Source organism: Streptomyces sp. NBC_01460 (assembly GCF_036227405.1).
Lineage (GTDB): Bacteria > Actinomycetota > Actinomycetes > Streptomycetales > Streptomycetaceae > Streptomyces.
The window spans coordinates 6,397,822-6,411,386 of record NZ_CP109473.1; the positions used below are offsets into that span (position 1 = coordinate 6,397,822).

General features: G+C 72.8%; 13 protein-coding genes. 9 read left to right on the forward strand and 4 right to left on the reverse strand.

The genetic code is table 11. The features are described 5' to 3' along the window. Positions 1–73 precede the first annotated feature (73 nt). Entirely contained in the window at positions 74–877 is an 804-nt protein-coding gene (locus tag OG488_RS28915) for an ABC transporter ATP-binding protein (RefSeq protein WP_329233879.1), read from the reverse strand. After that, positions 874–2,679, reverse strand: a complete 1,806-nt coding sequence (gene leuA, locus OG488_RS28920; RefSeq protein ID WP_329233881.1) for a 2-isopropylmalate synthase — start codon at positions 2,677–2,679, stop codon at positions 874–876. Before leuA ends, OG488_RS28915 begins: the two co-directional genes overlap by 4 nt. Positions 2,680–2,876: 197 nt before the next feature. Between leuA and OG488_RS28925 the strand changes: the two genes are divergently transcribed. Together OG488_RS28925 and OG488_RS28930 are read left to right on the forward strand one after the other, a co-directional pair. Then, positions 2,877–3,566 carry a FadR/GntR family transcriptional regulator gene (locus tag OG488_RS28925; protein ID WP_329233883.1) on the forward strand — a complete coding sequence of 230 codons (690 nt, stop codon included), beginning with the start codon at positions 2,877–2,879 and terminating at the stop codon, positions 3,564–3,566. 123 nt (positions 3,567–3,689) lie between these two features. Then, positions 3,690–4,163 carry an NUDIX domain-containing protein gene (locus tag OG488_RS28930; protein WP_329239095.1) on the forward strand — a complete coding sequence of 158 codons (474 nt, stop codon included), beginning with the start codon at positions 3,690–3,692 and terminating at the stop codon, positions 4,161–4,163. Here OG488_RS28930 and OG488_RS28935 read toward each other — a convergent pair. Beyond that, entirely contained in the window at positions 4,066–5,034 is a 969-nt protein-coding gene (locus tag OG488_RS28935) for a hypothetical protein (RefSeq protein ID WP_329233885.1), read from the reverse strand. The genes OG488_RS28930 and OG488_RS28935 overlap by 98 nt on opposite strands. A gap of 186 nt (positions 5,035–5,220) precedes the next feature. On the opposite strand from OG488_RS28935, the gene OG488_RS28940 reads away from it, so the two are divergent. The 6 genes from OG488_RS28940 to OG488_RS28965 all read left to right on the forward strand — a co-directional run bounded on the left by OG488_RS28940 (position 5,221) and on the right by OG488_RS28965 (position 11,753). Continuing rightward, positions 5,221–7,551, forward strand: coding sequence for a heavy metal translocating P-type ATPase (locus tag OG488_RS28940; RefSeq protein ID WP_329233887.1), 2,331 nt, complete (start codon positions 5,221–5,223; stop codon positions 7,549–7,551). 18 nt (positions 7,552–7,569) lie between these two features. Further along, positions 7,570–8,022: a flavodoxin family protein gene (locus OG488_RS28945; RefSeq protein ID WP_329233889.1), complete on the forward strand. Its 453-nt coding sequence runs from the start codon at positions 7,570–7,572 to the stop codon at positions 8,020–8,022. A gap of 321 nt (positions 8,023–8,343) precedes the next feature. Next, positions 8,344–8,991, forward strand: coding sequence for a TetR/AcrR family transcriptional regulator (locus tag OG488_RS28950; protein WP_329233890.1), 648 nt, complete (start codon positions 8,344–8,346; stop codon positions 8,989–8,991). Between the two features lie 71 nt (positions 8,992–9,062). Further along, positions 9,063–10,241: an NAD(P)/FAD-dependent oxidoreductase gene (locus tag OG488_RS28955; RefSeq protein WP_329233892.1), complete on the forward strand. Its 1,179-nt coding sequence runs from the start codon at positions 9,063–9,065 to the stop codon at positions 10,239–10,241. A gap of 47 nt (positions 10,242–10,288) precedes the next feature. After that, a complete protein-coding gene (locus OG488_RS28960; RefSeq protein ID WP_329233895.1) occupies positions 10,289–11,512 on the forward strand; it encodes a cytochrome P450 in 1,224 nt (407 codons plus the stop codon). Positions 11,513–11,561: 49 nt separating this feature from the next. Then, positions 11,562–11,753 carry a ferredoxin gene (locus tag OG488_RS28965; RefSeq protein WP_329233897.1) on the forward strand — a complete coding sequence of 64 codons (192 nt, stop codon included), beginning with the start codon at positions 11,562–11,564 and terminating at the stop codon, positions 11,751–11,753. A gap of 102 nt (positions 11,754–11,855) precedes the next feature. On the opposite strand, the gene OG488_RS28970 is transcribed toward OG488_RS28965, so the two are convergent. Then, positions 11,856–12,821, reverse strand: coding sequence for a quinone oxidoreductase family protein (locus tag OG488_RS28970; protein ID WP_329233899.1), 966 nt, complete (start codon positions 12,819–12,821; stop codon positions 11,856–11,858). A 93-nt stretch (positions 12,822–12,914) separates the two neighbouring features. On the opposite strand from OG488_RS28970, the gene OG488_RS28975 reads away from it, so the two are divergent. Beyond that, positions 12,915–13,553 (forward strand): TetR/AcrR family transcriptional regulator, encoded by a 639-nt coding sequence (locus tag OG488_RS28975; protein WP_329233900.1) that lies wholly within the window; start codon positions 12,915–12,917, stop codon positions 13,551–13,553. Positions 13,554–13,565 lie beyond the last annotated feature (12 nt).

Sequence of the window (13,565 nt, forward strand, 5' to 3'; positions counted from 1 at the left end):
GGAACGGGAGGCCGCCGCCGGGGCGAAGCGCTCCTGAGGAGCGCCGGGCCCCGGCGGGGAGGACGGGATCCGGTCAGCGGCGCGCCGGGCGGTTCGTCCGCACGCTCCACCTGCCCTCGGAGCGGCTGAGGCGGACCGGGTGGTCGAAGCACTTGCTGACCTGATCGCTGGTCAGCACCTCGTCGACGGGGCCCGAGGCCAGGCACCGCCCGTCACGCAGCAGCATCGCATGCGTCGTGCCGGGAGGAAGCTCCTCGAGGTGGTGCGTGACCAGGACCGACGCGAGCTCGGGCGAGCTCTGCTGGAGGGAGTCGAGCCGTTCGATCAGCTGCTCCCGTCCCGCGACGTCCAGACCCGTCGCCGGTTCGTCCAGGAGCAGCAGCCGCGGTCGTGGCATCAGCGCCCGCGCGATCAGGGCGCGCCCCCGCTCCCCCTGGGACAGGGTCGGCCACCGGGCCTCGCGCCTTCCGGCGAGGCCGAGCAGGCCGAGGAGCTCCTCGGCCAGTTCGGCCTGCTCCGGTGTCGGCCTCCAGCGGGGGAGGGGCTCGATGCTGTTGGTCAGGCCCGTCAGCACGACGTCCCGGACCTTGAGCGGTGAGCGCAGCGCGTGGCGCGGATCGACGTGACCGACGTACGTGCGCAGCAGGCGCAGGTCGACCCGCCCCAGCTCGTGCCCCAGGACCTCGACCCTCCCGCGGGTGGGGTGGGTGAGCGCGCCCAGGAGACCGAGCAGGGTGCTCTTGCCGGCGCCGTTGGCACCGAGCAGGGCCCAGTGCTCGCCGGCCCGCACGGTCAGCGACACCTCGCCGAGGATCGGGTTGCCGTCGCGGACGAGGTCCACGTCGCTCACGCGGAGCACCGGTCGTGTGTCCGTCATCGGGACCGCGCCCCCGCCCGGTTGACGGCGGCCATGACCGCGTGGACGGAAGCGGCGAGGACCGAGGTGTCCCGGCCGGAGCCCCAACGGGTGACCCCGTCCACACGGCACTCGGTGTAGGCGACGGCAGGGCTGTCCGGACCGGTGGCGGTGGAGTGCTCGGTGTAGCCGAGGACGTCGACGGTGACACCTGCCGCACGCAGGGCGTCCGTGAGGGCGGAGAGCGGGCCGTTCCCGGTACCCCGGCAGGGCCGGACCACCGCGCCCGTGCGCAGCTCACCGGTGAACTCGTGCTCGCCCGGGCCGGTCTGCGAGGTGGACCAGGACTCCAGCGTGAGACGGCCGTCCTGGCCGGGGGTGATGTAGGTGGCGCGGAAGAGGTCCCACAGCTCCTTGGGGGAGAGCTCCCGCCCCGTGCCGTCCGTCACCTCCTGCACCACGCGTGAGAAGTCCGGGCGCATCGCCTGCGGCAGGTCCAGCCCGTGGTGGGTGCGGAGCAGGTGGGCGATTCCGCCTTTGCCGGACTGCGAGTTGATGCGGATGACCTCCTCGTACGTACGCCCGATGTCCGCCGGGTCGATGGGCAGGTAGGGCACGGCCCAGGGAGCCTCCCCGGCGCTCACGCCGGATTCCTCGGCCTGCCTCGTGTGGTGGGCCATGCCCTTGGCGATGGCGTCCTGGTGGGTGCCCGAGAACGCCGTGTGCACGAGTTCGCCGCCGTAGGGGTGCCGGGGGTGGACCGGGAGCCGGTTGCAGTCCTCCACCACGTCGCGGACGGCGTCGATGTCGGAGAAGTCGACCATCGGATCGACCCCCTGCGCGTACAGGTTGAGGGCCAGGGTGACCAGGTCGACGTTCCCGGTGCGCTCGCCGTTGCCGAACAGACAGCCCTCGACCCGCTGGGCGCCCGCCAGCACGGCGAGTTCGGCACAGGCGACGCCGGTGCCGCGGTCGTTGTGCGGGTGCACCGAGAGGATGACGGAGTCGCGCCGTGCCAGATGGCGGTGCATGTACTCGATCTGGTCGGCGTAGACGTTGGGGGTGGCGATCTCCACCGTGGCCGGCAGGTTGTGGATCACCGGCCTGTCCGGGCTCGCCTCCCACAGCTCGGTGAGCCCGTTGCAGATGTCCAGGACGAAGTCGGGCTCGGTCAGGTTGAAGACCTCCGGGGAGAACTCGAACCGGATGTCCGCGCCCGGCCGTTCCCCCGCACGCCGCATCAGGTGGGTGGCGGCCTCCCTGATCATCGCGTGGACCTCGGAGCGCGAGCGCCCCAGGACGACGTCACGCCACGCGGGCGCGGTGGCGGTGTAGAGGTGCACGACGGTGCGGGGGAGGCCTTCGACGGAGTCGACGGTCCGGTCGATCAGGTCCTGCCGCGCCGCGGTGAACACGGAGACCGTGACGTCGTCGGGCACCGCGCCGCTCTCGGCGAGGTGGCGTACGAAGTCGAAGTCGGTCCGGCTGGCGGACGGGTAACCGACCTCGATCTCCTTGAAGCCCATGGTGACGAGGAGATCGAAGAGGCGGCGCTTGCGCGCGGTGTCCATGGGCTCGGCCAGCGCCTGGTTGCCGTCCCGCAGATCGACGGGGACCCAGAGAGGGGCCCGCTCGAGCCGGTGCGAGGGCCAGGTGCGGTCCGTCAGGGGCAGCGCCACCCGGTCCTGGGCGGGGCGGTAGCGGTGGTGGGGCATCGCGCTCGGGCGCTGGAGGTTCCAGGCCGGTGCGTCCGGTGGGACATCACCGGACGGAGTGCGCAGGGTGGGGAACGCCGTGGTCCGGAAGGTCTCGGAGGGGGCCATCGCGGGAGGACTTCTTTCGGTCGGCCGTGGAGCGACCGGCACAGCCCGACACCCGCTGCGGGGGGCCGGTCGGTCGTGTGTCAGGCCCCGCAGCGGCGGACGAGGAGAAGGAGCTCGTTCAGCGGCATGCCGGGTACAGTAGCCCCGAATCAACTCCTCAGACAACCTGAGGTGTGAGCCCCGGAAAGTGACACCACATGCCGCTGGGACCCCTGAGGCCCTCGCCCCTGGTCGAACAGGCCACCGCGCACCTGCGGGAACAGATCACCGGTGGTGCCTGGCCCGTGGGGACGAAGCTCCCCGGCGAGACGACCCTGGCGGCCTCCCTGGGGGTGGGCCGCTCGACGGTCCGTGAGGCGCTGCGCGCACTCGCCGGGGCCGGACTCGTGCGGGCGCGGCAGGGGGCGGGGGTCTTCGTCGTCGCGGCGGAGCCCCAGGAGGACTGGGCCGCGAAGCTGCGCCGCGCCGCCGTCACCGACGTCTACGAGGTCCGCATCGGCATCGAGGTCGAAGCCGCCCGGCTGGCCGCACGGCGCCGTACGGACGACGACGTCACCGCCCTCACCGCCGCCCTGGCCGGACGGCGCGACGCCGCGGGCGCGGGCGACGCCGCGTTCGTCGACGCCGACATCGCCCTGCACGCGGCGGTGGTCGCGGCGGCCCACAACCCGGTGCTCTCGGCGCTGTTCACCGAATTCGTCCCCGCGCTGCGCCGGGGGCTGATCGACATGCTGCAGCTGCTCGCCCTGCGCTCCGACGACCCGAACCACGGCGACGACAGCCACGCACGGCTGGTGGACGCCGTCGTGCGGGGGGACGGCGACGCGGCGGGACGCACGCTGCGCGCGGAACTGGAGGAGACGCTCGCCCGGCTCACCCGGCCGTAGGGTCCGGTCCATGGCCGGGGAAGGAGCGAGGGTGACCGGACCGAGGATCCGCGTCGCCGCGTACGTGATCAGGGTGCGTACCGTCGTACCGTCGCGGAGCTCCTGATGTTCGACCACGTCGGCATGGCCGAGGCCGGAACCCAGGTCCCCGCCGGGGGAGTCGAGCCGGGCGAGGAGCTGACATCGGCGGTCCTGCGGGAGGCCGCGGAGGAGACGGGCCTGACGACCGTCACCGTGACCGGCCGGGTCGCCGTCGACGGCAGACCTCACCCGCACACGCCGCAACCGCGCCTGACCACCTTCTTCCTGCTCCGGGCGCCGGCGGACACCCACGACGCGTGGCGGCACCGGGTGCGGGGCGCGGGCGACGACGCCGGTCTCGTCTTCGACCGCCGTTTTCTCCCCCGCCGTCCGCCGTCCGCCGGCCGACGGCCAGGACGCGTGGCTGGGGCGGTGCGCGGCCCTTCTCGCGCGGTGACACCAGGCGCCTACGCCGGGGTCAGTGCCCGTGGCCACCGTCCGAAGGGCCGTCCTCGTGGCCGTCCGACGGGTCGTCCGGCCGTGTGCTCTCCGCCGCTGCTCCGGACAGGACGGTGAAGGCCGCCGTCCGGACCTTCCCCCCGTGCTTGAAGTCCAGGAACAGGCGGTAGGCGGCCGGGCCGGGCGATGTCGCCGTGAACGCGACGTCCGGCCCGGCCTCCGTGGAGCCGTCGCCGGGTTCGCCCTCCGGGTGGACGTGGAGATAGGCGAGGTCGCCGGTGCGCAGGGCAACGAGATGTCCGTACGAGCCCAGATAGGGCTGGAGGCCGGTGACGGGCCGGCCGTCCTTCCGCACGGTGAAGGTGAGGCGCTCCGGGGTGTCAGGGCGCAGGGTGCCGTTCAGCGCGACGGTGTATCCGTCGACGGCGGCCGTCCGGGCGGGCTCGGGGAGTTCCGCCGGCTTGTACGGCCCGGAGACGGCCAGATCCGTGCCCAGGGTCAGGCCGGTGGAGTTCCCCCCGGCCGGCGTGAAGTCGGCGAAGACCCGGTAGTCACCCGCTGCGGGCAGCTTCACCGGAGTGCTCCACGTGCCGTCGGCCGCACGGACGGGGTGCACGTGGCGGTAGGTGGCCAGGTCGCGCGAGGCGACGATGAGATGGAGCTCCTTTTCGTGCTCGCGCTGAAATTCCGTGACCTGCTGTCCGGTCCGGTCGCGGATGGCGAAGCGCAGATCGCTCCGCTGTCCCGCCTTCACGCGCGGGGTCCTGAGGTCGAGCGTGTATCCGCCCTCGGTGACCTGGAGGCCCCCGGCGGGAGGACCGGCCGGGTCCTCACCGGTGTGCGGCGTGCTGCTCTCCGCGTGTCCGGAGCGCTCGGAGGCGCCGGTGGTGCCGGTCTCCGGGCCGGCCGTGAGGCCGACGCCGTAGGCGGCCCCGAAGGAGGCTGCGAGCGCGGCGGCGAACGCGGTGATCTTCGCGGCGGGATTCATGACTGCTCCTGTGCTCTCTGCGTGGAGGGCCCGCGAGGGTCCGACACGGTCGAGCGTATACCCTTAGGGGGTATGTGCAAGCCCTCTCGTCGACGCTTGCGATACATACGGCTGGGGGGTATATCTGGAAGGGCGGACAGATACCCATGAGGGGTATGCTGGTTCCGTTCGGACGAGGAGCGGGAAATGGTTCCCACGACGCCCGGCGCCGCCCGGGTCGAGCTGGCCATCGGCGGCATGACCTGTGCCTCCTGCGCGGCGCGGATCGAGAAGAAGCTCAACCGCATGGAGGGGGTCGAGGCCACCGTCAACTACGCGACGGAGAAGGCCGGGATCGTCTTCGCCGACGACGTCTCGATCGACGACCTGGTCGCCACGGTCGAGGCCACCGGCTACACCGCCCGGCCTCCGGCCCCTCCCCGCCCCGGGCCCGGCGACGTCGCCGCGCCGGGCCGCGACGCCGGGGACGAGGGGCCCGGCCGCGAGCTGGAGTCGCTGCGGCAGAGGCTCGTCACCGCGACCCTGCTCGCCGCTCCGGTGATCGCGATGGCGATGATCCCGGCCCTCCAGTTCGCGTACTGGCAGTGGCTCTCCCTCACGCTCGCCGCCCCGGTGGTCACCTACGCGGCGTGGCCCTTCCACCGCGCCGCCTGGACCAACGCCAGGCACGGCGCGGCCACCATGGACACCTTGATCTCGCTCGGCACGTCGGCCGCGTTCCTGTGGTCGCTGTGGGCGCTGTTCCTCGGAACGGCCGGGACGCCGGGCATGATGCATCCCTTCGCCTTCACGATCGGCCGCAGCGACGGGGCGGGGAACATCTATCTGGAGGCCGCGGCCGGCGTCACGGCCTTCATCCTGGCCGGCCGGTACTTCGAGGCCCGCTCGAAGCGCAAGGCGGGAGCCGCGCTCAAGGCGCTGATGGAGCTGGGCGCCAAGGAGGTCACCGTGGTGCGTGAGGGCCGTGAGACCACTGTGCCCACAGCCGTCCTGCGGGTCGGGGACCGCTTCCTGGTCCGCCCCGGGGAGAAGATAGCCACGGACGGGACGGTGGTCGAAGGCTCCTCCGCCGTGGACGCCTCCATGCTCACCGGCGAGTCGGTTCCCGTCGAGGTGTCCGTGGGCGACCCCGTCACCGGAGCGACGCTCAACGCCGGCGGGCGCCTGGTAGTCGAGGCCACCAGGGTCGGAGCCGACACCCAACTGGCCAGGACGGCCGCACTCGTGGAAGAGGCGCAGAACGGCAAGGCGGCCGCCCAGCGCCTGGCCGACCGGATCTCCGCGGTGTTCGTCCCGGTCGTCATCGCGCTGGCGCTCGCCACCCTCGGCTTCTGGCTCGGCTCGGGCGCCGGACTCACCGCCGCCTTCACCGCCGCCGTCGCCGTGCTGATCATCGCCTGCCCCTGCGCCCTCGGGCTGGCCACGCCCACCGCGCTTCTGGTCGGCACCGGGCGAGGGGCCCAGCTCGGCATTTTGATCAAGGGCCCCGAGGTCCTGGAGACCACCCGCCGGGCCGACACGATCCTCCTCGACAAGACCGGCACCGTCACCACGGGCCGTATGACGCTGCTGAAGGTCCACGCCACCGGGGCGGCGGACGAGTCCGAAGTGCTGCGTCTCGCGGGCGCGTTGGAGCACGCCTCCGAGCACCCGGTCGCCCGGGCGGTCGCCGAGGGCGCGGCCGTGCGCGTGGGCGCGCTGCCCGCTCCCGAGGACTTCGCCAACATCCCCGGTCTCGGTGTGCAGGGTGTCGTGGACGGTCACGCGGTCCTGGTGGGCCGCGAGAAGCTGCTGGCCGAACGGGCCGTCGTGCTTCCCGAGGAACTCAGGAAGGCCAAGGACCTCGCCGAGAGGGGCGGCAGGACCGTGATCGCCGTGGCCTGGGACGGCGAGGCGCGTGCGGTCCTCGAGGTCGCCGACGCGGTCAAGGGGACCAGCGCCGAGGCGGTCCGGCGGCTACGGGCCCTGGGGCTCAGGCCCATCCTGCTGACCGGCGACAACAAGGCGGTCGCCGAGTCCGTCGCGGCCGAGGTCGGCATCGACGAGGTCATCGCCGAAGTCCTGCCGCAGGAGAAGGCCGGGGTCGTGAGAAGGCTCCAGGCGGAGGGCCGCAGCGTCGCCATGGTCGGCGACGGAGTCAACGACGCCGCCGCGCTCGCCCAGGCGGACCTCGGTCTGTCGATGGGGACGGGCACGGACGCCGCCATCGAGGCGGCAGACCTGACCCTCGTACGGGGGGACCTCCGGGTGGCCGCCGACGCGATCCGGCTCTCCCGCAGGACGCTGTCCACGATCCGCTCGAACCTCTTCTGGGCCTTCGCCTACAACGTGGCGGCCCTCCCGCTCGCCGCCGCCGGTCTGCTCAACCCCATGATCGCCGGAGCGGCCATGGCCTTCTCGTCGGTCTTCGTCGTCGGCAACAGCCTCCGCCTGCGCGGCTTCCGCGCGGCGGACCGGGACAGCCGGGACCCCGGCCGTGGCGACACGGCGTCCGGCGTTTGCGTCCGGAGGGCCTGACCGGCAGGGTTCGGAGGTGTGGCCACTCTGCTGATCGTGCATCACACCCCCTCGCCCAACTGCCAGGCGCTGTTCGAGGCGGTCGTCTCCGGCGCGACGACGGAGGACATCGAAGGCGTACGCGTCGTGCGGCGCGCCGCACTCGCCGCGACGGCGTCCGACGTGCTCGCCGCCGACGGCTACCTGCTCGGCACCCCGGCGAACCTCGGGTACATGTCCGGTGCCCTGAAGCACTTCTTCGACCAGGTCTACTACCCGTGCCTGGACGCGACGAAGGGCCGGCCCTTCGGCTACTACGTCCACGGGGGCAACGACGTGACCGGGGCCGTACGGGGCATCGAGGCGATCACGACCGGGCTCGGCTGGCGCCGCGCGGCCGACGCGGTGACCGTCACGGGCGAGCCGGGGAAGGTCGAGACCGAGGCGTGCTGGGAACTGGGGGCGACCGTCGCCGCCGGACTGATGGCCTGAGGCCTCCTGCGGGCAGGGCGCCCGCCCGGGCGGGTTCGCGCCAATTCCGCGCACCCCGCGTCCCGCTCCGCGGCGGGCACGTGCCGCGCCCGTCCCCGGTCCGCGGAGGGCACGTGCCGCGCCGGACGGCCGCGTACGTCGCCGCGACCACCGCCGCCCGCAGGCCGATCGTGGCAGGTGACGGGGTGTCGTGGACGGTCCGGGACCTTCCCGCGGCGGGTGTGTGACCATCTCGGCCATCTTTAAGTCAGTCGCTTGACCGACACGACGGCACCGGATTGCCTGGACGCCCCGAGACGCCCCCGACCGAGGAGACGGCAGATGGAGCGTACGGCGCGGACCGAGCAGGCCGACGGGACCAGGGAGCGGATCCTGCACGCCGCGGAGCGGCTCTTCGCCGAGCAAGGCGTCTACGCGGTGTCCAACCGCCGGGTCAGCGAGGCCGCGCAGCAGGGCAACAACGCCGCCGTCGGCTACCACTTCGGCACCAAGGCGGACCTGGTCCGTGCGATCACGCGGAAGCACAGCCGGCCCATCGAGGAGGCCCGCGCCCGTCTGCTGGCCGGCATCGAGGACCCCACGGACATAGGGGAGTGGGTGGCCTGCTTCGTCCGCCCCACCACGGAACACCTCGCCGCGCTGGGCAGCCCCACCTGGTTCGCCCGGTTCTGCGCCCAGGTCATGACGGACCCCGCACTGCAGGACATCATGGCCGAGGAGTCGCTGGCCTGCCCCCCGACGCTGCGCACCCTCGAAGGGCTGAACCGGTGCCTGCCGGACCTGCCGGCCGACGTCCACGTCGAGCGTGCCGCCATGGCGCGCAACCTGATCCTCCACACCTGCGCGGAGCGTGAACGCGCGCTCGCCGGGAACACCGCCACGCCCCGCGCGAACTGGCACGACACCGCCACCGGACTCGTCGACGCCATCGTCGGGCTCTGGACCGCGCCGGTCACCCCCTGCCGCTGACGGCAGCCCGTCTCCCCCACCTGCGCACCAGCGGTTCCACGCGGGCCGCCCGTGCCGAGAACAGAGGTCCCATGCTCCTCTCCCACGTGCTCGTGGTCGGCGCCTCCGCCGCCGGGCTGACCACCGCGGAGGCACTGCGCCGCAAGGGATACGAGGGCAGGCTGACGCTGCTCGGCGGCGAGCTCCACCCGCCCTACGACCGTCCTCCGTTGTCCAAACAGGTACTGGCCGGCGCCAGGTCTCCCGACACGGTCCGGCTGCGCACCTCCGACGTGCTGGACGCCGAGCTCCTCCTCGGCGATCCGGCGGTCGGCCTCGACCCGCGGACCCGTACCGTGCGCACCGCGTCGGGCCGCGAACTGAGCGCCGACGCCGTCGTCGTGGCCACCGGGCTCCGGCCGAGGACCCTGCCCGGCGCGCAGGACACCGCGGGCGTCCACGTGCTGAGGACCCTCGACGACGCGCTGGCGCTCCGGTCGGACCTGCTCGTGTCACGGCGGGCCGTCGTGGTCGGGGAGGGGGTGCTCGGCTCCGAGATCGCCGCCACCGCACGCTCCATGGGCCTGGACGTGACCCTCGCCGGCCCCCGGCCGGCACCCATGCTGGCCCAGCTCGGGCCGCTGGCCGCAGGACTGCTCGCCGAGCTGCACACGGGGAACGGCGTACGCCTCCGGCTGGGCGGGGCGGTCGCCGGGCTCGAGGCCGCCGGGGGCCGGGTGACCGGAGTGCGCCTGGGCACCGGGGAGGTGCTCCCCGCCGATGTCGTCGTGGTCGCCATCGGGGCCGAACCAGCCACCGGATGGCTGGCCGGCAGCGGGCTGCGCGTCGACGGCGGCCTGGTCTGCGACTCCCGCTGCCGGGCGGCGGAGGGGATCTACGCCGTCGGGGACGTGGCGGCCTGGCACCACGAACTCCTCGACACCACGATGCGCCTCGAGAACCGTACGAACGCCACCGAGCAGGCCCTCGTCGTCGCGGACAACATCCTGGGCGCCGACCGGCCGTACGTCCCTGTGCCCTACTTCTGGACCGACCAGTTCGATGCCCGCATCCAGGCCCACGGCCGGCCCGGGCCGGACGCCGAGGCCACCGTCGTGGACGGCGACCTCGCGGGCGGACGGTTCGTCCTGCGCTACGCGCGCGACGGAAGGGTGACCGGCGTCCTCGGCTGGAACATGCCCAGACAGGCCCGACTGCGCCGCCCGGAGATCGGCGGTCCCGTCCCGTCCCTCGAACCGTCCGCGCCGTGACAGCGGCCGACGGCGCGTCAGCCCCCGCACGACGAAGTGAGGAAGCGATGACCAGCACGGCACGCCCGGAAGAGGTACACCCGTCAGCGGCCCCGGAATTCCCGATGTCCCGGGCGGCGGCATGCCCCTTCGACCCGCCACCCGCCCTGAAGGCCGAGCAGGAACAGGGGCCGCTCCGGAAGGTCCGCCTGTGGGACGGGACCACGCCCTGGCTGGTGACCCGATACGCCGAACAGCGCACCCTCCTCGCCGACCCGAGGATCAGCGCCGACGTCACCCGGCCCGGATATCCCAGCCCGGCGCCGCTGAGGGGGACGAGCTTCAGCTTCATCCTGATGGACGACCCCGAACACGCCCGTCAGCGGCGGATGGTGACGGCCCCCTTCACGATCAGGCGGGTGGAGGCGCTACGGCCCGCCGTCCAGAAGATCGTGGACGGACTGATCGACGAGATGCTGTCCGGCCCCGCGCGGACCGACCTCGTCCAGGCCTTCGCCCTCCCGGTCCCCTCGCTCGTGATCTGCGAACTGCTCGGAGTGCCGTACGGCGACCACGACTTCTTCCAGGTCAACAGCAAGACCCTCATCAGCCGCAGCGCACCGCCCGAGGCGCGGGCCGCGGCCCACGCCGACCTGATCGGGTACCTGGACGAGCTGATGGGCGACAAGATCGCCGGTCCGGCGGACGACCTCCTGTCGGGACTCGGTACGCGCGTCGAGGCGGGGGAGCTGTCCCGCCGTGAGGCGGCCGAGATGGGCGTGCTCCTGCTGATCGCCGGACACGAGACCACCGCGAACATGATCGCCCTGGGCACCCTCGCCCTCCTGGAACACCCCGACCAGCTCGCCCTGCTGCGCGACACCGGGGACGCGAAGGTGGTTTCCGGCGCCGTGGAGGAGCTGCTGCGCTACCTCAACATCACCCACGGCGGCCGCCGCCGTGTCGCGCTGGAGGACATCGAGATCGCCGGTGAGGTCATCCGGGCGGGGGAGGGGATCATCGTGCCGAACGACATCGGCAACCGTGATCCCGAGGTCTTCCCCGACCCCGACCGGCTCGACCTCCGGCGTGACGCGCGCCGCCACGTCGCCTTCGGCTTCGGCGTGCACCAGTGCGTCGGCCAGCCGCTGGCCCGCATGGAGCTGCAGGTGGTCTACAGCACCCTCTACCGGCGCATCCCGACCCTGCGCCTGGACACCGCCCTGGAGCAGCTGTCGTTCAAGCACGACGGATCCGTCTACGGGGTCCACGAACTGCCCGTGGCCTGGTGACTCCTCCCCCCACCGTCCCCTCATCGACACCGACGACGAAGGAGTGCTCATGAAAGTGACCCTCGACCAGGACAAGTGTGTGGCGTCCGGACAGTGCGTGGTCGCCGCCGCTGACGTGTTCGACCAGGACGACGACGGCATCGCGGTGCTGCTCGACCCCGCACCGCCGTCGGACCGGGCCGACGACGTCGAGCAGGCCGCGGCGGTCTGCCCGGCCCTCGCCATCACGGTCCAGGACTGACGGTCCAGGACTGACGGGAAGGAGCCCGGGGGCGGCGGCGGTGGCCCGCGGCCGTCCCCCGGTCGACGTCTCCCCGTCGTCGTTGCGCAGGGGCTCCTTCCGCTACGGGAAGAGGAGGAGCTTGCCCGTGGTGGACCGGGACTCGATGTCGCGGTGCGCCCGCTCCGCGTCCCGCAGCGGGTAGCGCCCTCCGACAGCGGGAAGCAGTACCCCCTGGCGCACCAGGTCGAAGAGCGCGGCGCTGTGGCGCAGGAGCTCCTCGCGGCCGGGGATGTGGTCGCGGAAGACCGGATAGCAGACCTTGATGCTGCGGGGCAGCTCCCTCATGTTCAGTACGGGGACCGTGCCGTTGAACGCTCCGTAGTAGAGCAACGTCCCGTGGCGCCGTACGACGCCCATCGACGCCCGGAACGTGGTCCCGCCCCCGCCGTCGAACACGGTGTGGACACCGTGGCCGCCGGTCAGCTCCAGGACGGGTGCCACGAAAGCGTCCCCGCTGGACACGATCGCGTGGTCCGCCCCGTTGCGCCGGGCCGCCTCCGCCTTCTCCTCGGTGGAGGCGAGCCCGATGACGGTCGCACCACGCGCCTTGATCATCCGGGTCAGATTATGTCCCAGGCCGCCGGCCGCCCCGTGGACCAGCGTCGTCTGGCCAGGCTCCACCGGGGCTGCCTCGGTGGTGAAGTGATGGGCCGTGATGCCCTGCATCATGAGGCTCGTCGCCGTCTCGTCGGAGATGTCGTCCGGCACGGGCACGGCATCGGCGGCAGGCAGCACGATCTGTTCGGCGTAGGAGCCGGACGCGTACACCCAGGAGACTCGATCGCCGACGGCGAACCCGGTCACGCCCTCGCCCAGGGCGCCGATCCGCCCGGCACCCTCCACGCCGGGCGTGAAGGGGACTCCGCCCGCGGAGGGGCCCAGTCGGCGCACACCCGTGTCCATGAAGTTCACACCGGCCACCGTGACGTCGACCAGGATGTCGCCCGGGCCGGGCCTGGGGGCCGGACGGTCGACGAGCCGGAGTTCCTCCGGGCCGCCCAGTCGTTCGATGACGATCGCTCGCATGTTTCCGTCCTCTTGTCTGCTCTCGTTCCCTGTGGACGGGTGCCAGAGTCGTCCGGATAAAATGGACTGGCAAGTCCAGAAACGGAGGCAGGCATGCCGAGCGGGACCAGTGCCCCACCGCGACTCACGGCCAAGGGGGCGGCCACCCGGCGCCGCATCGTGGAGGGCGCGGCGGAGGAGATCCGGGCCAGGGGCGCCGGGGCCACCACGCTCGACGACGTGCGGGCGCGCACTTCCACGAGCAAGAGCCAGATCTTCCACTACTTCCCCGGAGGCAAGGAGGAGCTGCTCCTCGCTGTCGGGGCCCGCGAGGCCGAGCGTGTCCTGGAGGACCAGGAGCCGCACCTCAGCGACCTGGGTACGTGGCAGGCGTGGCAGGACTGGCGCGACGCGGTCGTCCGGCGATACGAGCAACAGGGCGTCAACTGCCCGCTCGGCGTGCTGATCACCGAGCTGGGCCGCACGACCCCCGCCGCCCAGGCGCTGACCGGACGACTGCTCGACCAGTGGCAGGCGGCCCTGCGTGCCGGGATCCGCCTCATGCAGGACAGTGGCGAGGTCGACCCCCGGCTGGACACCGACCGCGCGGCTGCCGCACTGGTCGCCGCGGTGCAGGGGGGAGTGGTCATCCTGATGTCCACCGGCCGGATCACCCACCTGGAAGCCGCGCTGGACACGTCGCTGGACCTGCTGCGCGCCACGGCCGCGCCGGCGCCCTCCCCCGAGGTCTGACCGCAAGGGCCT